The 20270-nt window shown below is 40.3% G+C and carries 23 protein-coding genes and 1 pseudogene; 5 read left to right on the top strand and 19 right to left on the bottom strand.

From position 1 onward, the window contains the following. Positions 1 to 101: 101 nt before the first annotated feature. Positions 102 to 1073 carry an FkbM family methyltransferase gene (locus tag ACQY1Y_RS09480; protein ID WP_002748633.1) on the top strand — a complete coding sequence of 324 codons (972 nt, stop codon included), beginning with the start codon at positions 102 to 104 and terminating at the stop codon, positions 1071 to 1073. A gap of 96 nt (positions 1074 to 1169) precedes the next feature. On the opposite strand, the gene ACQY1Y_RS09475 is transcribed toward ACQY1Y_RS09480, so the two are convergent. Together ACQY1Y_RS09475 and galE are read right to left on the bottom strand one after the other, a co-directional pair. Next, a complete protein-coding gene (locus ACQY1Y_RS09475) occupies positions 1170 to 1595 on the bottom strand; it encodes a hypothetical protein (RefSeq protein WP_042791069.1) in 426 nt (141 codons plus the stop codon). Between the two features lie 129 nt (positions 1596 to 1724). Next, positions 1725 to 2723 (bottom strand): UDP-glucose 4-epimerase GalE, encoded by a 999-nt coding sequence (galE, locus tag ACQY1Y_RS09470; RefSeq protein ID WP_002754158.1) that lies wholly within the window; start codon positions 2721 to 2723, stop codon positions 1725 to 1727. A gap of 69 nt (positions 2724 to 2792) precedes the next feature. Between galE and pap the strand changes: the two genes are divergently transcribed. From pap to ACQY1Y_RS09450, 4 genes and pseudogenes are all read left to right on the top strand, one after another. Continuing rightward, entirely contained in the window at positions 2793 to 4286 is a 1494-nt protein-coding gene (gene pap, locus ACQY1Y_RS09465; RefSeq protein WP_103113416.1) for a polyphosphate:AMP phosphotransferase, read from the top strand. Positions 4287 to 4397: 111 nt separating this feature from the next. Continuing rightward, positions 4398 to 4682, top strand: a complete 285-nt coding sequence (locus tag ACQY1Y_RS09460; protein ID WP_002740123.1) for a hypothetical protein — start codon at positions 4398 to 4400, stop codon at positions 4680 to 4682. Next, entirely contained in the window at positions 4679 to 5317 is a 639-nt protein-coding gene (gene purN / locus ACQY1Y_RS09455) for a phosphoribosylglycinamide formyltransferase (protein ID WP_430014463.1), read from the top strand. Before ACQY1Y_RS09460 ends, purN begins: the two co-directional genes overlap by 4 nt. Before the next feature lie 135 nt (positions 5318 to 5452). Further along, positions 5453 to 5779, top strand: a pseudogene (locus tag ACQY1Y_RS09450) (transposase); the annotation flags it as partial. A gap of 248 nt (positions 5780 to 6027) precedes the next feature. Here ACQY1Y_RS09450 and ACQY1Y_RS09445 read toward each other — a convergent pair. The 17 genes from ACQY1Y_RS09445 to ACQY1Y_RS09365 all read right to left on the bottom strand — a co-directional run bounded on the left by ACQY1Y_RS09445 (position 6028) and on the right by ACQY1Y_RS09365 (position 20179). Further along, a complete protein-coding gene (locus tag ACQY1Y_RS09445; protein ID WP_002740199.1) occupies positions 6028 to 6705 on the bottom strand; it encodes an MAE_28990/MAE_18760 family HEPN-like nuclease in 678 nt (225 codons plus the stop codon). An 18-nt stretch (positions 6706 to 6723) separates the two neighbouring features. Next, entirely contained in the window at positions 6724 to 7887 is a 1164-nt protein-coding gene (locus ACQY1Y_RS09440; protein ID WP_002748648.1) for a DUF262 domain-containing protein, read from the bottom strand. Between the two features lie 491 nt (positions 7888 to 8378). After that, on the bottom strand, positions 8379 to 9665 hold the full coding sequence (locus tag ACQY1Y_RS09435) for a glutamyl-tRNA reductase (RefSeq protein WP_430014462.1): 1287 nt from the start codon (positions 9663 to 9665) through the stop codon (positions 8379 to 8381). Between the two features lie 184 nt (positions 9666 to 9849). After that, positions 9850 to 10887, bottom strand: a complete 1038-nt coding sequence (glpX, locus tag ACQY1Y_RS09430; protein ID WP_002739910.1) for a class II fructose-bisphosphatase — start codon at positions 10885 to 10887, stop codon at positions 9850 to 9852. Between the two features lie 570 nt (positions 10888 to 11457). Next, the gene (locus ACQY1Y_RS09425) at positions 11458 to 12219 is read right to left on the bottom strand and encodes a sulfite exporter TauE/SafE family protein (protein WP_002793247.1); all 762 of its coding nucleotides are present in this window, start codon (positions 12217 to 12219) and stop codon (positions 11458 to 11460) included. Then, entirely contained in the window at positions 12220 to 12771 is a 552-nt protein-coding gene (locus tag ACQY1Y_RS09420) for a DUF2854 domain-containing protein (protein ID WP_002739647.1), read from the bottom strand. A gap of 178 nt (positions 12772 to 12949) precedes the next feature. Next, positions 12950 to 13621, bottom strand: coding sequence for a DUF3782 domain-containing protein (locus tag ACQY1Y_RS09415; RefSeq protein WP_430014461.1), 672 nt, complete (start codon positions 13619 to 13621; stop codon positions 12950 to 12952). A gap of 113 nt (positions 13622 to 13734) precedes the next feature. Then, positions 13735 to 14385 (bottom strand): DUF3782 domain-containing protein, encoded by a 651-nt coding sequence (locus tag ACQY1Y_RS09410; RefSeq protein WP_002748281.1) that lies wholly within the window; start codon positions 14383 to 14385, stop codon positions 13735 to 13737. Between the two features lie 123 nt (positions 14386 to 14508). Then, positions 14509 to 14697: a hypothetical protein gene (locus ACQY1Y_RS09405; protein ID WP_002787839.1), complete on the bottom strand. Its 189-nt coding sequence runs from the start codon at positions 14695 to 14697 to the stop codon at positions 14509 to 14511. Positions 14698 to 14780: 83 nt separating this feature from the next. Next, positions 14781 to 14990: a hypothetical protein gene (locus ACQY1Y_RS09400; RefSeq protein ID WP_308417861.1), complete on the bottom strand. Its 210-nt coding sequence runs from the start codon at positions 14988 to 14990 to the stop codon at positions 14781 to 14783. Positions 14991 to 15029: 39 nt separating this feature from the next. Continuing rightward, complete coding sequence (locus ACQY1Y_RS09395) at positions 15030 to 15524, bottom strand: DUF3368 domain-containing protein (RefSeq protein ID WP_430014460.1); 495 nt, start codon at positions 15522 to 15524, stop codon at positions 15030 to 15032. Continuing rightward, on the bottom strand, positions 15508 to 15798 hold the full coding sequence (locus ACQY1Y_RS09390) for a UPF0175 family protein (RefSeq protein WP_002740308.1): 291 nt from the start codon (positions 15796 to 15798) through the stop codon (positions 15508 to 15510). Before ACQY1Y_RS09390 ends, ACQY1Y_RS09395 begins: the two co-directional genes overlap by 17 nt. An 82-nt stretch (positions 15799 to 15880) precedes the next feature. Beyond that, positions 15881 to 16150, bottom strand: coding sequence for a type II toxin-antitoxin system RelE family toxin (locus ACQY1Y_RS09385; protein WP_002739840.1), 270 nt, complete (start codon positions 16148 to 16150; stop codon positions 15881 to 15883). Then, the gene (locus ACQY1Y_RS09380; RefSeq protein WP_002739617.1) at positions 16143 to 16391 is read right to left on the bottom strand and encodes a type II toxin-antitoxin system Phd/YefM family antitoxin; all 249 of its coding nucleotides are present in this window, start codon (positions 16389 to 16391) and stop codon (positions 16143 to 16145) included. The genes ACQY1Y_RS09385 and ACQY1Y_RS09380 overlap by 8 nt, the downstream gene beginning before the upstream one ends. A gap of 162 nt (positions 16392 to 16553) precedes the next feature. Continuing rightward, positions 16554 to 19151: a CHAT domain-containing protein gene (locus ACQY1Y_RS09375; protein ID WP_430014459.1), complete on the bottom strand. Its 2598-nt coding sequence runs from the start codon at positions 19149 to 19151 to the stop codon at positions 16554 to 16556. Between the two features lie 143 nt (positions 19152 to 19294). After that, positions 19295 to 19852: a COP23 domain-containing protein gene (locus tag ACQY1Y_RS09370; RefSeq protein WP_430014458.1), complete on the bottom strand. Its 558-nt coding sequence runs from the start codon at positions 19850 to 19852 to the stop codon at positions 19295 to 19297. A 69-nt stretch (positions 19853 to 19921) separates the two neighbouring features. Next, on the bottom strand, positions 19922 to 20179 hold the full coding sequence (locus tag ACQY1Y_RS09365) for a trypco2 family protein (RefSeq protein WP_430014457.1): 258 nt from the start codon (positions 20177 to 20179) through the stop codon (positions 19922 to 19924). Between the last annotated feature and the right edge of the window lie 91 nt (positions 20180 to 20270).

The raw sequence follows: 20270 nt of genomic DNA, 5'->3' as shown, positions 1-20270 counted from the left end.
GCACAGAGACGAGAGATTTTCTTGACAAGCCTATCAAACTTTGTCAGACTTGTCCATAAAATTAACTCCAGCAATCCTAAAAAATTGAGGCTAGACAAGCAATGCTTTATCAAAAACTGTTAGATGCACATAAACGCTATCGGCAATTTAAGACTTATCCTCATATTGCTGATCAATATTGGTCTAGTCAGTTGGCAGAGCATAATATTAGTCCTAATTATGTGGAATATGATGCTAAATCTGGTCAACTTTTTTATAAACCTTTAGGTATCAGTTTAAGCAAAAATAAGCAAGATTTCCTCTTGGTTAGTAAAGTTTGTAACAAAGCTGGAGCTTTAAAAGCTCTGGCTGATTGTAAATTTTATATTGATGAGCAACAGGAATTAATTATCGAGATCGATGGAGTTAAGTTAATTATCGAGACGGGACAGGATTTAGATATCGCCCATGAAATTTTCCTTTTAGGTGTATATAATTTCCTCTATAACAAGCCCTGTGTAGTGATCGATATTGGTATGAATACGGGTTTTGCCAGTCTCTTTTTTGCTAATCGAGCTAATGTGAAAGCTGTCTATAGTTACGAACCTTTTAAGGCTACCTACGACCAAGCTTTAAGAAATTTTGCCCTCAATCCTAATCTAGCGGAGAAGATTAAAGCTTTTGATTATGGAGTCGGCGCTCGGGATGAAATTATTCAAGTCGAATACGATTACACCGTGAAAGCTAGTGTTGGTATTTCTGGTATTGACAACCAATTAAAACCTTTTGCCTCGAAACAAACCGCTACAGCCGATTTAATTCTGAAACCTTTCACCGATGTGTTTAAAGGTATTACCTCTGACTATCCCGATATTGATATTGTTGCCAAGATTGATTGTGAAGGCTCCGAATACGAAATCCTCGATTCTTTAGCGGCAACTGGTCAATTGGGACAGATTAAAATTGTCATGATGGAATGGCATAAAAAGGGTCCCGATGCTTTAGTCAAACATCTGCAAGACTTCGGTTTTATCATCTTCTCCCGGATGCCTCGCAGTAAAAATGTCGGCACTTTGTATGCAATTAAACCCTAAAGTACAGAAGTGAGGTGATAGGGAGATGGGGAAATTTCAACTAATACCCCAAAACCCCAACAGGTTCTAACTGATAACTGATAACTGATAACTGCTTTACTGTGCTTGACAATAGGTATTAAACGCTTCGCCAGTTTCTTTTTCTAATTGGCCGGCTTTTCTGACCTTTTCCTGTGCTAATTTTGCCCCGTTTTTATTGCGAGTTTCGATCACTTGAATTATTTCACGAGTGGCAGTGGCATAATCTTCGTAAACTTGAGCGAAAGTGGTCTTATATTTCTCTATTTCAGGATCCTTCACTGCTAATTTTTTCATATTTTCCGAGGCCTGTTCGATTTTATCGGCGGCTAATAGCCAACTTTTTTGGTCAATTTCTGTCCCTTGACCCTTGGTTAAAGATTTGGTTTCTTGGGCGACTTCGTTGGCAATCCGATAGATTTTTTGACATTGAAACTGTTTACTATCAGCACAACTTGCCAAAAAAGTCAAGCCCATAAATATTAAGATTATTTTGTTATTCATAGCATTGTATTTGAGATGATTCTAGAGAAGCTTATAGCGGTAAACTATCAGCCTCTAGTAGTTTTTTACTGTTATCGACTGATAGAATTGTTCAATCTGATAATACTAAAGTTTAGCACTCGATCGCCGTTAAGCGTGTCTTTTTTGATGCCAATTCCAAGCGTGTTCAACTATTACCTTAAGATCGGCATATTGGGGATGCCAACCGAGAACCTGTTTAGCTTTATCACTACTGCCGATTAAAATAGGGGCATCACCTGCTCTTCTGGGACTTTCGATGACGGGAATATCCAAACCAGTTACCGCTTGCGCTGTTTCAATCACTTCCCGCACAGAAAAACCGTTACCATTGCCCAAATTAAACACATTACTTTCGCCCCCATTTAAGAGATATTCTAAGCCTAAAACGTGAGCTTGAGCTAAATCATTAACATGGATATAATCACGCACAGCAGTACCATCGGGAGTATCATAATCCGTGCCAAAAATTGACAGGGAATCCCGTTTTTTCAGAGCAGTTAATAAAGCCAAGGGAATTAAATGGGTTTCCGGTTGGTGATCTTCCCCTAATAAACCACTGGGGTCGGCTCCTGACGCATTAAAATAACGGAAAGCCACCGATTTTAAACCGTAGGCCGGATCAAAATCCCTAAGAATTTGTTCCACCATTTCCTTACTGGCTGCGTAGGGACTGAGGGGATGATGGGGGTGACTTTCCGTCATCGGAATTTCCTTCGGCATTCCATAAATAGCACAGGTGGAAGAAAAAACAAATTTCTTCACATCGGCGGCGATCATCGCTTGCAAAAGAGTCAGACTACCACTAACATTATTTTGATAGTAAATGGCTGGTTCCTGCACCGATTCCCCCACGGCAATAAAAGCGGCAAAGTGCATGACAGCGGCAATATCACGACTAGCAAATAAATTATCCAGCAGCGATCGATCCCTGGTATCACCGACAATTAACTCAACTTTTAATATATCCTTAATGATTTCGGCGTGACCGTAGGATAAATTATCGAGTACGATGACGGAATAACCGGCATTTTTGAGCGCTAGAACCGCATGGGAACCAATATAACCCGCACCGCCAGTAACGAGAATGGTAGGTTTAACTTGAGACACGCGATCATACCTATTTGAAATTGACTTGTCTATAACTTTATACCCTAATTTTCCTTTTATTTGACCATCATGTTAAGTCCCCTCGATCTATCTCTTTCCCTTGACAAGGAAACTTATCAATCACAAATTAAAGATTTAATGGAACAACTGCGATCGCTACAGCAGTCCTGTTGGGAATGTAAATTACCCGTGGTGGTGGTTTTGGAAGGTTGGGCGGCGGCAGGCAAGGGAACTTTAGTCAAAAAAATGGTTAACTATATGGATCCTCGGGGTTTTACCGTCCATCCAATTTTAACCCCTTCCTCCCAAGAGGAAAGTTACCCGTTTTTGTGGCGATTTTGGCAAAAACTGCCAGCAAAGGGCAGTATCGGCATTTTTTATCACAGTTGGTACACCCATCTACTAGAGGATCGACTCTTAAATAAATTGCCCTCCTCCCAGATTCCCCTAGTCATGCGCGATATCAACACCTTTGAGCGACAATTATTTGATGATCGGGTGGCGATCGCTAAATTCTGGATTCATCTCAGTCAAAAGGAATTAAAGTCACGCATCAAAGAATACGCCGAAAATGAGCTAGAATCTTGGCGCGTGCGTCCGGAAGATTGGCAACAGGCCAAACGTTATGATGAGTATGCCAGTTTAGCCGAGGAAATGATTACCTACACTAGCACGGGGGCCGCCCCTTGGACATTGGTGGAGGGCAACTGTCAACGCTGGGCCCGGGTAAAAGTTCTCTCCCAATTAGTCGGTACGATCGCTCAAGCTTTGGATCAGCGGCAATTACCGATCGAACCTCCTGTCAATCTACCACCCCAAGCCCAATTACTGCCCACAGAACCCGATTATCTGGGGAGAGTGGACTTAAGTGCCAAATTGGAAAAAGAAGACTATAAAATCCGTTTGCGTCAGGCACAGGTAGAATTAAGAAAACTGCAATTAGAGATTTTTCAGGCAAATATTCCCGTTTTAGTCCTGTTTGAGGGGTGGGATGCCGCCGGTAAGGGAGGTGCGATCAAACGCTTAACCGATACCCTAGATCCTCGCAGTTATCAAGTGATTGCCTTTGCTGCCCCGACGGAGGAAGAACACCGCTATCATTACCTCTGGCGCTTCTGGCGCAAATTACCCGCAGCCAAAACTATCGGTATATTCGATCGCAGTTGGTATGGACGGGTTTTAGTGGAGAGAGTGGAAGGATTCGCTAAAGATATGGACTGGCGGCGGGCATATCAAGAAATTAACGAATTTGAGGCCCAATTAACCCATTCAGGCTGTGTTTTAGTCAAATTTTGGTTACATATTAGCCCCGAAGAACAGTTAAATCGCTTCAACGAGCGCCAAAATAACCCCTATCGTCAACATAAACTCACCGATGAAGATTGGCGCAATCGAGAAAAACAGCCCCTCTACCATGTGGCAGTTAATCACATGGTAGCCCGTACTAGCACCCCCGTCGCCCCCTGGACGATTGTGGCGGCAAATGACAAGTATTTCGCCCGCGTTAAAGTCATAGAAACAGTAATTGCCGCTATTGAAACCGGTTTGAAACAACGGGGATAGGGGAGGGGATAGGGATTTTTTCGATTCACCCTCCCTTAACCCTGATGTGCTGAGAAGCAGAGTCGAGAACTTCATCGAACGTTTTCAATATCCACCAGAGGAGAAACAATCATGAATCTCAATGAGTTGCCGGGGGCCGAGATCATCTTACCCGGACTGAGGGATCTTCACAATGGTGAGTCTAATACCATTGGGGCGTTGCTAGTTGCGATCGCAGCGACGCGCCTAACGGAAGTCGGTTTCGATATCCCTAAAAATCACCTAGCTGCAGAGCCAGAGCTAACCTTGTATGCCTATCTCCAAGAGGAACGGGATGATGCTTATTCTTACTATAATGCTTTGCTGAATCGCCTCAATAGCTTTTGCAATGCACTCGAACTCGGTTATAAAATATGATGACAATTTCCCCCAGTTTAATTTCTCCCGATCTCAGTTTGGCCGATATTCCCCTAGAGGAAACCCTCTCTTTAGGAGTGATGGCTTCTGGTAGTGGTTCCAATTTTGCTGTTTTAGCAGCAGCGATCGCTAAAAAACAGCTAAATGCCCGGATTTCTGTCCTCATCTACAATAATCCCGATGCCAAGGTAAAAGAAAAAGCCGCTGACTACAATATCCCTGCGGTTTTCCTCGATCATCGTCAATTTAAACCCAGAGAAGAACTCGATCGGGCAATAGTCGAAACTTTCCAGGAATACGGCGTAAAATGGGTAATTATGGCGGGCTGGATGCGAATTGTCACCCCAGTGTTACTGGATGCTTTTCCCGATCGCGTGATCAATATCCATCCTAGTTTACTACCCAGTTTTAAAGGTGTGCGCGCCGTGGAACAAGCTTTAGCCGCGGGGGTAAAAGTGACCGGATGTACTGTGCATATCGCTCGCGCGGAGGTAGATAGTGGCCCAATTTTAATGCAAGCAGTGGTTCCCATTCTCCCCGATGATACCGCAGCCAGTCTCCACGAACGCATTCAAGTGCAAGAACATCGCATTTTCCCAGTAGCGATCGCTTTAGCATCGAAATTGAGCCTATAGAGATCGATTTCTGGACTTCCTTGGCGAGAATACTGGCAAAAAAACGAAAATTCAAGGCAAATCGTTAAATAGGGTTTGCGGCAAAAAGTTTGTTGGTGGGGTTAGGAGTCAGTAGCCAGCAGTCAGGCTTCGGCAAAAACACTACACGCGGCGGAAAAAGAAAGTGACAGGGTACAGCAAAAAAGAGTGGAATACTGGTCTCAAGTGCGAGAAATTGAGGCATCAAAACTAATTTTCATCGATGAATCGGGGGTAAATTTAGCCCAATTAAGACTCTATGCTAGAGCCTTAATTGGCCGAAGAGCTTGGGGAAGAAAACCACAAAAAAGAGGGAAAAATATTTCAATAATTGGTGCTATAAGCTTAGAAAAAGTTGTGGCATCAGTCAATATATACGGTGCAGTGGATGCGGTAACATTTGAAGGATTTATTCTGAAGGAAGTGCTGCCAAAAATTAAAGATTACCTGCTATTTAGGGTTTGCTGAATAATGGTAAAACCCTTTTAAAATAAAGCTTTTGACCTGTTAAAGTCCGATGTTCATGCTGCGAAAATAGGATTGGGACTTTCAAAAACCTTGCATTATCCTTCCTTTAGTACATCGCTTGGTACAAAAAACAAGGGCAACAAAGCCTAAAATTCCTGACTCCTGACTCCTGACTCCTACCCCCAGGAAAAACTTTTTCAGCAGACCCTATTTATTACAATATGCTACTGCGACTTTAAGAATGTTTTATGTTTAAGACCATACAACATTTTCAATCGGATTTCGTACATCAAATCTGTCACCAACTTCTTAAATCTGGTATAGACTTCCTGGTTAATCCTATCCTTTGGTGCTAAATCACCTCCATGAGCTACAGCATTGCGTAACCGCAGAAATAACTCTAAGGATTCCTTTAAATTACGATTCGGATGTGCATAATCCTTCCAATGTTCTGGAAACTTTTCAAGTGCAAAGCTTTTGAGTAATTTGTTTAAGACGTTGAAACCAACATTACTCTCGGTATTAACAACTCTTGAAAAAGTGCAGCTATCCCCAGCGTGAAACTCTTTAAGTGAAGCAAAAAACCTTACTTTTCTATTGTCATTTGTAGGATATTCCTTGAACTGTTTAAAGGAGTTTTCCATGTGGTGAATAACTATTTCATCGCAAAAATCATGAAGATCTCTGCCAACCTTATTAAGTTCATCAATATAGAGGTTGAAAGATTTTTGGATAAAGCTTTCCCATAAAGAATAAATCATCGATATTGATTGAGTTGAGAAAATGTCTTGATGCTTTGAAGATAGAGAGTACCTTCTCGTAAAAATTGCTCTCTCAATTTCGAAAAGAACAGATATTCTCTCCTCAATAATCTCTTGCAATGCCCTATCAAAATCATCCATAGCCTATTGCTAAGTTTATTATTGAAAAATTTCATCTACTCTTTTAAGACGATTTCTAATCCGACTTCTACTATTAGAAGCGGTTCCAGAATACCTTTTGAAGTCGTTGTCACTTTTTAATTGTGTTATCTTTGATTTCAAAAGTTCAAGGTCTTCAGCATACGTCTCGATATTTTGAGCAACTCCGATTAATATCCCCTCAAAATAAGCTGGAACAAATAAGTTTCTCTCGTTTCTAAATATCTTGTTGTCTTCTATTTGGTAAATTAACTCTAAAACTTTCATGATGAGAGATTCATAAACATCATAGTCAAAATTAGCGTTCTGAACAGTTCTCTCCATAAAATCGTTTAAAAACTTCTCCATATTTTCATTAACATTTTCAGCATTTTTGTAGAAAGCAAAAAACCTAAGAACTAATTCTTGATCATATAATTCATTAAGTTTGCCACTACTTAATTGAGTAAGATATTTGAAAACTTCGCTTTTACTAACTTTTAGTAAAAGCTCGTTAAGCCTGGGATTAACCCCTCGATAAATTGCATTTCTTATCTCTTGTGGAGTTAATTTTGAACCTCCAGAGTTTAGTCTTTTGAACAACTCATACTTCATGGAAGTACTACTTTCTCCTCTCAGAATTTCAACTCTACAAACAGCCCTTTTTAAGTTTATTTTTAGATTTGTTGGAAGATTGTCAACATTAAAGCCTTGCAAGCTTTTGACTAATCCTCCTTCTTGCAAAGTCCATTTATTTATAGTTTTTATCTCTCCAGTTTCTTCCCCGCTTTCCTCATCAATTTCTTCTTCTTCTTCGACTCCTGATCTGTCTATATATTCTTGATAGTCAATTGTCCATCCACTACCTTTTAGTTCACCAAAAAAACTTATGAAAGTAGAAACACGTTGCAATCCATCGACCAATTCCCATACACCGTTTTTATCCTCGGCCACAAATATTGGAGGAATTGGAATCGAGAGTAGAATTGATTCTATAAGTGCAGTTTTTTGTGCTTCTGACCATCGGAATAATCTCTGATACTCTGGTCTAATTATTAATTCACCATTTTTGTATAGGTTGATCAACTCCCCAAAAGAAATGTCAAGTCTATCAGACGACAGCCTTTTTCTCTCATCTGAGACTGCTTTTTCGAGTAAGGCTACTTTTTCAGCAAGGTTTTCCATATTACTCAGGCTTAGTATGCTTTTCCAAGTATAACGAGCTAACAATGAAATTGATGACGACTCTGTGAAAGAGAGAACTCAGTTTTTGACAGTCTAACTATTAATCATATCACTCCCTGCGGTCCCACACCCTCCTCTATCCTACTTCTCATTGACGTACTGTTAGGCCGTGGCTTCGACACCGCACTCTTAGACTCACAGCTTCAATGAATGAGCATGGTGCGTTCCCAAAAATCTATTGGTGGAGCAGTAGGACTTGCATTAGGGAACGCACCCTACAGCGATCGCACTATCAATTATACGGCTCCCTGCTGCCAACTCCGACGCTCATAGACAGTCTTAACGAGTAATTTAGAGAGTCAACCGCTTAGTGGTCTGTCAATCTTGAAATTGTGGATAGGGGAATGCTGCCAAATTATTCGCCCCCAATCCCTCAAAATCATCTTAACAGACCAGTAGAATCACCCTTAATTTTTGTCAATTGTCGGACTCTAACTATATTCTTCCCCGACACTGAGATTAAAGAGCATTTGTAGGGATTGTAAACAGCGCTTACGCGCTTCGATATCCTGTTGGGCCCGCAGTTGTACCATGGGTTCGTGAAGGATTTTATTAACGATACCGCGGGTCATTGCTTCGATAACTTCTTGGTGTTTTTCGGCGAATTCCGTCCCCAGACGGGAGAGGGCCTTTTCTAATTCCTGTTCGCGAATATCTTCAATTTTGCTTCTTAAACAGCTAATTGTCGGGACAGTGTCCAAAGAACGCCACCAAAGCTCGAAAGCTTCCACTTCCTGCTCTAGGAGTGCCTCTGCTTCCCTGGCCATCTGACGGCGACTTTCCTGATTGGCGGCAACCACCGCTTTGAGATCATCGACGTTAAAAGCTTGCACTTGTGCCAATTCCTTCACGTCGGTGTGGACGTTACGGGGAACAGAAATATCGATTAACATCAGCGATGTAGCAGTAATCGTCACTTCTGTCAATAAATTTTTAGTTAAAATTGGTTCCGTGGCTCCCGTACTGGTGAAGACGATATCCGATGCCGCTACTGTAGCCATCATCTCTTCTAAGCCATATAGTTGGATTGGTACGTTAGGAAATTCACGGGCCAACTCCTGGGCCCGTCTTTGGGAGCGATTGACGATCGCAATTTGCTGAGAACCCTTAGCCAGAAGGTGAGTAACTAATAATCGGGACATTTTCCCTGCCCCGATAATAGCGATTTTCTTGCCGCTGAGGTCTGCCACCTTAGCATGGGCTAACTCCACCGCCGCCGAACTGATCGATACGGCTCCCGTGCCGATGCTGGTTTCCGTGCGGACGCGCTTACCGGCAGTCATCGCTTGTTTAAACAGGCGATCGAGTAATTGGCTAATAGTATTGTACTTCTGAGCTAATTTATGGGTATTTTTAACTTGAGCGAGAATTTGCCCTTCCCCGAGGACAAGACTTTCTAAACCGGCGGACACCCGGAGCAGATGACGGACAGCATCCTGATGCAGTAGGGTAAACAGATAACGACGCAGGACATTAAGGGGAATATGTCCGATTTCAGCGAGAAACTGGGTAATTTCCACCACGCCCTTTTCCGTATCCGTAACCACGGCGTAGATCTCCAAGCGGTTACAGGTGCTGATAATCGCCACCTCTTGGATGTGAGGATAACCCTTGAGGTGGGTAAGAGCGGACTCGATTTTCGCTTCCGGGATACTCAATTTTTCACGAATTTCCACCGGGGCTGTCTTGTGACTCAAGCCCACTACAGCAATATTCATTTATGTTCTCCTACAAATGTTGCTCAGGCTACAAAAATTATTGATAAAGATCAGTGCGTTATGTCTCTAATTGTTGCAATTTAGTCCCCATCGGGATGCAAATAAAAGATGTTTGAAAAAAAACTTTATATATTTTTACCAATGGGGGCGAGGTGAGCCATACCCACCCCACCGCGTCAGGGAATTATCTCAGTTGAATGTATTTGGGTTGGTCGAACAGGTGAACGGTATCGACAAAGCGAGCGGTTTTCGATTGGGTGGAGATAACCAAGCTTTGGGTTCGAGCGCCACCATGGAAGAAGCGTACCCCTTCCATCAGGGTGCCGGGGGTGATCCCACAGGCGGCAAAGAGGACGGTTTGGCCACTGGCTAATTCTTCGCAACCGTAAACGCGATCGGGATTGGTGATGCCCATTTCTTGCAGACGAGCGAGATTACCCTCGCGGCTTTCGCCGATTAAACCGGTTTTGACCACTTCGGGATCATAGATTAATTGTCCCTGGAAGTGACCGCCTAGACAACGCATAGCCGCCGCCGAGATTACCCCTTCTGGAGCGGCACCGATACCCATGAGAGCATGAATATTAGTTCCCGAAAAAGCGCAGGAAATAGCGGCCGATACGTCACCATCGCTGATCAGACGAACTCTGGCCCCGGCGTTGCGGATTTCTTGGATTAATTCCTTGTGACGGGGACGATCCATAACCACTACCACCAGTTCTTCGATGGAACGATTGAGACAATCGGAAAGAACTTTCAGGTTTTCCGTCGCCGATTTATTAATATCCACATGACCTTTAGCTGCTGGGGGAGCGGCTAATTTTTTCATATAAAAGTCAGGAGCGGCGAATAATCCACCTTTTTCGGAGATCGCTAACACGGCCATAGAACCATTTTGACCGTAGGCAACCAAGTTAGTGCCTTCGCAGGGATCGACGGCGATATCAATTTCGACTAATTCGTCGGGATTACAATATTGTTTGGCATCAACTTGGGTACAGATACCCACTTCTTCGCCAATATAGAGCATGGGAGCTTCGTCTCTTTCCCCTTCTCCAATAACGATGCGACCGCGCATATGGATTTTATTCATCCGTTCGCGCATCGCTTCCACAGCGACGTGATCGGCGATATTTTTTTCGCCTTTACCCATCCACTTCGAGGAGGCAATGGCAGCCTGTTCGACCACTTCGATAATTTCTAACCCTAGCGTACTTTCCACTCGATGATCCTCCCTACAGCTGATCTATGATTTATCTAGTGAGTTTGTTTCCTTAACAGTCAAAAGTCTATCACCAGACGGGGATCATTCTTAAGTTTTTATGTAGATCATCTGGAGGAGACTGGTATAGCTAGGGAATTTTTGCCAGCACTGTCGCCCCCATCTCAGTTATGGAGAGCTTGTTCGCTGATTTGGTCTGGCGATCGCATGAAGGAAGGTTCTTACCCCTGTTGTGAATGCTAGACAAGGGCAGCTTTGTCAATACTAAACATCTGGTGCGGTTTTGCCGAGCAAAATTATAACGTTATCGGGTCAGGTTTTAAAATGAGCCATTTTAGTTGACGGTCTTTCTCATAAAGATGCAGTATAACCTAATTTGCTATCGACGACTGACTCCCCAAAGGGAAAATTTCCTACCTCATCCTTAAGATAAGCTAAGTAGCTGGTTATAATTAAATTGAAGATAGATTTTGGGTTCGATCCCCCCTGCCCCCCTTGATAAGGGAGCATTTGATAATTTTTAACGCCTACGTACTTAAGACGCATTTTAACCGCCTATAACTCGGTTTGTTAACGAAGCCAATAAACTATAGCGATAATAATACTCAGAATTACCACAGTCTGGCGCAGATAACTAGGAGAGATAATTCTAGCTAGTTTTCCCCCCAATACCCCCCCCATTAAAGAGCCAATTGCTACCACTATCGCTGCCGACCAATATACATGATTAGAAAAGAGAAAAAACCAAGATGCGGCCACATTAACCACCAAAGAAAGCAACTGTTTTAAAGCATTTAATCTCGTGAGATTATCCTTGAGAAATAAGCCCAAAATTGCCAACTCAATTACCCCTAAACCTGCGCCAAAATAACCACCATAAACTGAAGCAAGGGCGATGGGTAAAACCGCCAAAATTTCTGGTATATGACCATTTTCGTCCCCTTGTTGCCGCTGTAGCCAAGAGCGTAAAGTATCTTGAAAAGCCAATAAAGCCGCCGCTAAAAGAATCAGAAAAGGAATCAGGCGCTCAAATACTTTATCACTACTATTTAACAGCAAAATACCACCGATAATGCCGCCAATAACTGCCGGTGGTAGTAATAATCGAATCCGTTTTTGTTGCCCGTGCAGGTCTTTTTTTTGGGCGAGGGTTGCCCCCAGATAACCGGGACATAAAGCGACGGTATTAGTCACATTTGCCATTACTGGTGGGATACCCACCGCCATCAGCGTCGGAAAAGTAATCAGACTACCGCCACCGGCAAGAGCATTAATTAAGCCGGCAGCCACGGCAGCGATTACCAAGAAGCCATACTGAATAGGCGTGAGCATTTAGGTGTTAGGGATAGTAATTAGCGATAAATCAATTTTTTCCTCGTCAACTTGCTTAATTTCGGCTCTAATTCCTGGTCCAAAATATCTTTCGATTTTTTCCTGTTTTGCCAGCCACTTTTCTAGGGGTAAAAGGGGCGATTCAAATTCTAGGGTGAAACAATAGGCGGAATCAACAGCAGTTTCACGAATTGCCACTAAAGTCGGTCTTTCCTCGTCTGTGGGGCTTAATCCCAGCTTTTCTAAGGCTTCATCCAGATGCACTTCCTGTCCGTAGCGATAGCGGGTGACATCGTTGCGAAGTTTGGTTTGGGTGACAGTAGCCTGTTGTTGGCGCAATTGCAAGATTTCGGGGCTAGTGGGTTGACTGAAGGGTATCGGTTTGATTTCTGAAGCTTTTAGGGCTAAACCTCCCAATAATAACGGTAATCCGTAGAAAAACCCCGCTAAATTGACCGTGGCGTTACCTTGGGCATAACCGATGATCCCGATAACCGTTAAAATACTGCCTAAAATTAAGCCAAAGTATGATAGTCTAATTTTTCTGAGCATGAAATAATTTTTTTCTTGAGTACGCTAATCCTTTAGAGATTATACAACTCAAGAGAATCTTTTTTGCAGATGGGCAGTGGGAAGATTTTTCAGTTATCAGTAAACAGTCATCAGTCATCAGTGAAAAGAAAGCGGCGAACTTGACACTTAATAAGTAAGTAATCTCAATTTTGATGTTTTAATAAGGTCGGGGTTGAAAATTATCAGGAATATCGAGTTCAAATACTTGGTCATGAATCCGAGCCACATAAAACCCTTCTTGCAGAATTTTTTCGCGTAATTCGTTGGATAAGTCAACTGATGCTAGTATGCCATAGAGTTTTTTGTCCTTGTGTTCAGAGAAAAAGCTGCGAAACCGTTGCAAAATACTTTTTAATTGTGTAATGGATTCCTCTCTAGCATGACTTTTAACCTCGACGATATAGGCAGTATTTAACTCACCATTGGTATAGGCAAGGACATCAATTTCTAGGTGTTTTCCATCTTTACTGACTCGGACACTGGGACTGATAACTTCCATACCGAACCTTTGTCTGAGAATCGTTTCCATTGAGGGAAGGGCAAGTCCTTCGGTAAAGCTGCCGAATTTTGCCCCGAGTCCCCCAATTTGCTGACCTAATTCTTTGAGTTGTTTGTCAGTTTTCTTCTGTTGTTGGGCGTTTTCCTTCTGTTGTCGGTCAGTTTCCTTGAGTTGTTGGGCGTTTTCCTTCTGTTGTCGGTCAGTTTCCTTCTGTTGTTGACTAACTTCCTTCAGTTGTTTGTCAGTTTCTTTTTGAGCAGCAGTTAATTCGGCTTGAGCAGTCGCTAATTCGGCTAAGATTCGCCATACGTCTTCTGATGTAGTTGCCATAGATAAATTTTTTCCTCTGATTTGGTCTATTACTATTTTACTAAATTTTGCCGATTCATGAAGAAAAAAGTGTTGCTGCCTTTGGCCAAGATAGAGCGATTACATTTAAATTTTTAATAAGGTCGAGGTTGAAAATTATCAGGAATATCGAGTTCAAATACTTGGTCATGAATCCGAGCCACATAAAACCCTTCTTGCAGAATTTTTTCGCGTAATTCGTTGGATAAGTCAACTGATGCTAGTATGCCATAGAGTTTTTTGTCCTTGTGTTCAGGAAAAAAGCTGCGAAACCGTTGCAAAATACTTTTTAATTGTGTAATGGATTCCTCTCTAGCATGACTTTTAACCTCGACGATATAGGCAGTATTTAGCTCACCATTGGTATAGGCAAGGACATCAATTTCTAGGTGTTTTCCATCTTTACTGACTCGCACACTGGGACTAACAACTTCCATACCGAACCTTTGTCTGAGAATCTTTTCCATTGAAGGAAGGGCAAGTCCTTCGGTAAAGCTGCCGAATTTTGCCCCTAATCCCCCAATTTGCTGACCTAATTCTTTGAGTTGTTTGTCAGTTTTCTTCTGTTGTTGGGCGTTTTCCTTCTGTTGTTGACTGACTTCCTTCAATAGTAGGTCAGTTTCCTTGAGTTGTTGGGCGTTTTCCTTCTGTTGTTGACTGACTTCCTTCAATAGTAGGTCAGTTTCTTTTTGAGCAGCAGTTAATTCGGCTAAGAGTCGCCATACGTCTTCGGATGTAGTTGCCATAGATAATTTTTTCCCGATGTCACCTATTCACTATTTTATCGGATTTCTGCGCTTGCCGAAGACACTGGGGAGCAGACTGCTGATTCAATTGGGTAAGGCGGAGGCTAATTCATAGAACAAGAATCACCGCCACCAGCGACTAACATCCCTAATACTTTGATACACTTCTCTTAAGGCGACCTCCCCCCAAAAATGAAGGATTAAAGGGACTAAGTTGGGAATAGTTTCGAGGAAATGAGGACGAGTGAGAGTTCCCAAAGCATGAAGGGTTTTTTCCCAGAAGGATAGGTCAACATTGGCAGGGATTAACACCTGAGTTATAATTAGAACAAAAATTAACTAAGGCAGTTGTTCTCAAATGAAATTAAAGGAGAGGATATTGGTGTCACATAAAATCATCGGTTTTCTTCTCGCCATGCTGTTTGACGGATAGATTTAGGAGTAATATCCCTGTCTTCCCACAATCGTGCTAGGGCAAAAAACTCTTGCTCGTTATCAGATAATGTTGTTTGATTTTCGATGATTTCTACAGAGTCAACAAAATCTAAAGCAGTTAAAATTTTAGAGAGTGTTTCTGGTTTTTCTTGGTCACGAATGTGTACGATTTATTGTTTCAAGGTAGTAAATTTTGCATTGAGTTAGTATTAATGATCATTGTCTAATTCTGTTTTTAGCCAATTAAGAATCGGAGAATTATTACGAATTCCATGATTAATTAACTGTTGTGATAGATCTAAAATTTCTTGTTTAGATAGATAACCTGCATAAAAACCAACCAAGAGAATTCCTAATGTTCCTTTGACGGTTAATTCCATAGCTTTGGCAACTCTTCTTGCTAATTTCTCATCTATAATTACCCAGTCTGGTTTGATTGAAATTGCCAAGAGAATAACTTCTAATTCTCCTCGATCTAATCCTAGTAATAGCGGTTCAAGAGGAGATGATGATGCAACTTCTTGAACTTGAATCCAATTGGCATTTTTGAGTTCTTTTGCCCCTGGTTTATTATCTCCAGCGATGACAATTTCTTGATAAACTGCCCAAGGAATAATCACTTCATTAAATAGCTGATTAAGAAGATCTAATTGATTAATCAAAGATAAGGCGATGATCGGTGTAGAATTAACAATTATCTTCATTCTCTTTGATTTTTTTGGCTAATTTACGGCTGGTTTGTATTTCTGATTCCCATTCTTCTGCTGTGTAATCAATAATGGAAAAACCATACTCAGAGAGAAGTGTATAAAATGTATATTTATCGCAGCCTAATACTTGTGCGCCGATTCCTGCTGAAATTTTTCCTTCTTGATAAAGATGCCCTAATGTATAAATTATGACTTTACGAGAGAATGTTTCTTTTTCTTCTCTGGCGGCAATGAGAAGTTCTTCGGGAAATGTTACATTAATGCTCATGAGTGTTTAAAGATAATTTGTTTTTCTTGATTTTAGCAGGAATAATATCGCTAATTAATTGATGGTTGATAATTAAGATTCTCTATATTGTTCTCTTTAGTTGTTTATAAATTTCATCATCGTTTCGTTTGTCAATCAGCAAGATTTCTAGTGTTTGCTCCTCAACACGATAAACGATTCGATATTCACCAATATCGGCTCTATGATAAGAGTATCCTTTTAACTTTAGAGAATCTTGGGGATAGGGATTTGTTCTCAGTTCGGTTATTTTTGTGGCTACTTGTTTGGCGTGTTTATCTGGCAGTTTTTTTAAGCGTTTAGTTGCCTGTCGAGATAGGTTAATCTTAAGCATTTAAAATTTCTGACAGTAAAGCCTCACTTTCTGTTGTTCCGATAAAACCTTCTTGATGAGCTTTTTCTGCCTGTAAAGCCAAAAGTTGATTTTCTAACTCGGAAAATCTCTCAAATTCCTCGATTGACAGCACGACTGCAACATTACGTCCCTTTTTTGCTATCTTTACTGGTTCTCTTCGAGCCAAGTCTAACAGTTCGCCAAAGCGATTTTTTGCTTCTGAGGCTCCTAATGTTTTCATAACTAACCTTTATAGAAACTAGCCATTATGACCATTTTAGCTATTATAGCAATTATTGACAGGAGAATCACCGCCACCAGCGACTAACATCCCTAATCCCTTGAAACACCTCTCTTAAAGCAACCTCCCCCCCAAAATGAAGGATTAAAGGGACTAAATTGATTAATCTAAAGCATTAGTTGGTTTTTCTGCTTCTCCAAATAAAACGAAAGCAGACCATAAGCCAGGATTTTCATGTTTTTTCATAGTGTTTAACATTGCTTGCCGTAATGCTTTGGCTTTGTCTGGATCATTTTGAAGATTTTTATGAAAATTGATCATTAACTCGTCAGATGGTGAGTCAGGAATTTTCCACAAAGAGACTACAATACTAGGCACTCCTTTTTTCATAAATTCATTAATGAAACTAGAATTACTATAATCACCCAATCCAGATAAACCGGTTTCACAAGCACTTAAAACAATCAATTGTGCCTTGAAAGTGGTTTTAGGATTAAAAATTGAAGAGGAATCCAAAAACCCATCTTCTAAATTATAGAAGTTGCAATCCATAGGGGCATCTCCTACACAGGAAGGACGGGAAGGAGTTAAGGCTAATACCGAATTCCCCATAGAAGTATAAAATCCATGGGTGGCAAGATGAATAATGTCGGCATTCTGCATTTTTTTAAGGACAACTTCTCCTGTCGCATCTTTTCCAATTAAAGGTTCTGTTCGATAAATCTTGGCAATTTCCCTAGCTTCATTTTCTGTTCCTTTTAACTGCCCAAGTTTTTGAGGTTTAATATTACGAATTTCACTATATTCTTGACGACTTTCATCAATGGCAGGTAATTTAATGGTCGGCATGATAGGATTGCCTACGATAAGAGCATCCTGCTGACTATTTGATACTTTTGAATAAGCCTCATTATGAAGCATTTTTAAAATTTTGATTGAAGGCGCGTAATAGATAGTATGTTTTTCGATCAAGTATTTCCCTTGAGTATCTCTTAACGCAGCAAAGGGAACTTTCAATAATTGACTATCTGGAATAAATACCACATGATCATCAGGATTTGTTGGTAATATATCTGCTATTGGCTCAATTAATACTTGATTTAATTTTTGTAAACATTCAATAGATCTTTGACAATATTTATTTGACAAAGAAGTAATAATTTGGGGTATATCTGTTCTTCCATTTTCTTGATTAATTAGTCCATAATTAACTTGAATTAAATCCTTTAGAGAGGGAATGTTATCAATTTGAGATTGAGCAAATTGTGATTGTTTTTGGTTCTGACACCCAACAGTATTTAAAACTAAAATTACTCCAAAAAAAAGAATAGCTAATTTTTTATTTTGAGATTTGGCAAAAATCAGCAAAACCAATATTGTAACTATAAAATTAAAAATGAATAAATTGAGAAAATTCCGCTCAATAGATAAAACTGACGATAGGTTATCTTGGTTAAATGCTATTTTTGCTGTCTTGTTAGATAAATTTACTTGGCGAAAATAAACATTGCTATCAGGAGTAACTACCCAGATTAAAAGTTTATCATCTTCATGTAATGAGTATTCGACAATGGTTGTATTTTTGACTCTTGCTATCTTTTTAAAGTCATCAATAGTCATTCTGGGTTCATTTTTTAACTTTTTTAACTGTTCTTCTGAAAAAGCGAAATCACCCCAATTACGGAGCAGATTGAGAGAACGTCCCAAATCAGATATTTCTAGTGCTTTTTCATATTTCTTTTGCTTGATTAAAACATTTTCATAATCCTTAAGACGAGATAAAGACTCAAAAGGAAGATTTTCAAATGATTGATCAAATTTGCTTTCAGCTTCATGAAGACGACCGATTCCAGCTAACATTGCCCCTTCTTTGGCTAATGATGAATCTGAATCATATCTAAATGTTCTCATGAGATATTTCGCATATTTATCCTTCATAAAGTTAAAGTCATTTAAAGCGGACTTATAATCATCAACAGAATTAGTATGACTAGCCAACATCAAATTGAGATCATTAATTACTGCAACTAATTCCCCAATAGTTAAGACATGAATTCCCCAGCGTAAAGGGTAGCCAGTTTCTTTTATTGAGTTTGATTGAGTCTTAAGCCCATTTTTTAAACTCTTGATTAACTTTCGATTTTCTTTAATGCCTTCTTTCTTCATTACCTTATAAAGTGATTTAATCACTGATATATCCGTTTCTGGATAATAGACCATCATATTATTTGGGTCTTCTACTAATGGATTATTTTTGTATTGTGCGGCAAATTCTTTGTTAAATACTTTAAAGTAATCGCCACAATATTTTACAATTTCTTCATCTCTTGTTATCAAATCGGCAAGCCTAATATTATAATCACATAATCGTTCGTTGGCTTCTTGAATTAAATCACTTATCATTCGTTTGCCTTGATAATACTGAGGGTCTGGATAACTATCCTTGGAATATTTTTTATACACAGATAATTTATACTCTGCGCGTTTAATTCCTTCTTCAATAAGCTTAATAGTCTCAGGATTATTTGTGTCAATAGTTGAGCCTGTCATAGCACCCGTTTTTGCAGCCTCAAAATAAGGTAATGGTTTCTTCACAATCGCTTGCATTTCCTTTGTCGTCTGTGCCAACGTCAAAGAACATCGAAATGGCAATGATATAGCGATACAAATAGAAACAAAGACAAGGCTTGTCAATTTATGGAGTTTCATAATTTCAAATATATTTGAATGAGTAATAAAATTCAGAATTATTTTTACCAAGCAGGTTTTTCCGAACTTTTTTCGGTATTCTTTTTAGATTTTGGTGAAGGAATAATTGAAGAAATATCATAAAAAACTCGTTTTCCTTCCGCAAAAGTCTTAGGTGGTTTTTCTCCCCTTAAAACAGGAGACTCTTGACTAGGTCATTTGTGGCGATTTAATAGCTCTTTTAGAACATCATCAGGGTTATCTTTCGATTCTAAAGTAATTAATAAATCCTCCTCATGGCAAACTGAATTTTCTGATTTAACAGCACAGATTACAGGTACTTCCTTATTGGGAACCCACGTTTCTAATGTAGCAACTAATCGAGAACGTTTTAAGCCATCACGATCATAAATTCTTTGGAATCGCCGAGAAACTTCCTCACACCTTTTTAGCGGTGGCCAATTATCACCAAAATAATTATTATCTAGCTTCCAAAGAATAATTGGAATCGATTCATCACCGGTTGCAATTGTTGCGGGAAAACTTTTCCCATTGTATTCACTTTCTCCACAGGAAAACGTAACTTTTGACGCTGGAGACTCCGAGTGAACTTGACGAGGAGAAACGTTTGTTTTCTGGGGTTCTGCTTTGGGAGAAGGATCAGGTGATGGCTTAAGTACAGATATTAGTCCAGTCACCGCAACAATAACTGGTGCAGCCGCAGTCAGAATAGCCACAACACCAGCACCAACATTATTTTTGTTATCGCTCATTAATTGATTACCTCTTTAGAAAAGATTCTTTTGGGGTGATCACCTCTTTTATTGTATATCTCTTATCCACTATTGGCAAAAGCTTAAAGGAATTTTAATTCTATGGGTTATCGTATCTTTATTGGTGACACCCCCACCCATTTCTACTACCCAAAATTTCAGCCCACCTTTGCCTTCTTTCGACTGCTCAACCACAAATTGAACCTCTAATTCAATGTCACCCACTTGAAAGCGAATCTGCTCACCCTCAGCGGCTAAAATAGATTTACTCAGTTCAACCCGCAATGCTTCTAAGGTTTCTCGAAGTCCAACTTTATTGATGTCCATAATTCTCTAGTTATTTTTGAAGGATGCAGAAAAAAACCCTTTCAATTCTATCGTTTTTCTGAAACTTTAGGGCGGACGGATTGCCTTTCCC

Origin of the sequence: Microcystis ichthyoblabe FBCC-A1114 (genome assembly GCF_050500245.1) — a bacterium.
GTDB classification, from domain to species: domain Bacteria; phylum Cyanobacteriota; class Cyanobacteriia; order Cyanobacteriales; family Microcystaceae; genus Microcystis; species Microcystis ichthyoblabe_A.
This window is presented reverse-complemented; position numbering and strand designations above follow the sequence as displayed.

Bases quoted from the DNA above. Each gene is read 5' to 3' on its own strand.
- ACQY1Y_RS09480 (WP_002748633.1), top strand. From the start codon at position 102: ATGCTTTATCAAAAACTGTTAGATGCACATAAACGCTATCGGCAATTT.
- ACQY1Y_RS09475 (WP_042791069.1), bottom strand. From the start codon at position 1,595: ATGAATAACAAAATAATCTTAATATTTATGGGCTTGACTTTTTTGGCA.
- pap (WP_103113416.1), top strand. From the start codon at position 2,793: ATGTTAAGTCCCCTCGATCTATCTCTTTCCCTTGACAAGGAAACTTAT.
- ACQY1Y_RS09460 (WP_002740123.1), top strand. From the start codon at position 4,398: ATGAATCTCAATGAGTTGCCGGGGGCCGAGATCATCTTACCCGGACTG.
- purN (WP_430014463.1), top strand. From the start codon at position 4,679: ATGATGACAATTTCCCCCAGTTTAATTTCTCCCGATCTCAGTTTGGCC.
- ACQY1Y_RS09445 (WP_002740199.1), bottom strand. From the start codon at position 6,705: ATGGATGATTTTGATAGGGCATTGCAAGAGATTATTGAGGAGAGAATA.
- ACQY1Y_RS09440 (WP_002748648.1), bottom strand. From the start codon at position 7,887: ATGGAAAACCTTGCTGAAAAAGTAGCCTTACTCGAAAAAGCAGTCTCA.
- ACQY1Y_RS09435 (WP_430014462.1), bottom strand. From the start codon at position 9,665: ATGAATATTGCTGTAGTGGGCTTGAGTCACAAGACAGCCCCGGTGGAA.
- ACQY1Y_RS09425 (WP_002793247.1), bottom strand. From the start codon at position 12,219: ATGCTCACGCCTATTCAGTATGGCTTCTTGGTAATCGCTGCCGTGGCT.
- ACQY1Y_RS09420 (WP_002739647.1), bottom strand. From the start codon at position 12,771: ATGCTCAGAAAAATTAGACTATCATACTTTGGCTTAATTTTAGGCAGT.
- ACQY1Y_RS09415 (WP_430014461.1), bottom strand. From the start codon at position 13,621: ATGGCAACTACATCAGAAGACGTATGGCGAATCTTAGCCGAATTAGCG.
- ACQY1Y_RS09410 (WP_002748281.1), bottom strand. From the start codon at position 14,385: ATGGCAACTACATCCGAAGACGTATGGCGACTCTTAGCCGAATTAACT.
- ACQY1Y_RS09395 (WP_430014460.1), bottom strand. From the start codon at position 15,524: ATGAAGATAATTGTTAATTCTACACCGATCATCGCCTTATCTTTGATT.
- ACQY1Y_RS09390 (WP_002740308.1), bottom strand. From the start codon at position 15,798: ATGAGCATTAATGTAACATTTCCCGAAGAACTTCTCATTGCCGCCAGA.
- ACQY1Y_RS09385 (WP_002739840.1), bottom strand. From the start codon at position 16,150: ATGCTTAAGATTAACCTATCTCGACAGGCAACTAAACGCTTAAAAAAA.
- ACQY1Y_RS09380 (WP_002739617.1), bottom strand. From the start codon at position 16,391: ATGAAAACATTAGGAGCCTCAGAAGCAAAAAATCGCTTTGGCGAACTG.
- ACQY1Y_RS09370 (WP_430014458.1), bottom strand. From the start codon at position 19,852: ATGAGCGATAACAAAAATAATGTTGGTGCTGGTGTTGTGGCTATTCTG.
- ACQY1Y_RS09365 (WP_430014457.1), bottom strand. From the start codon at position 20,179: ATGGACATCAATAAAGTTGGACTTCGAGAAACCTTAGAAGCATTGCGG.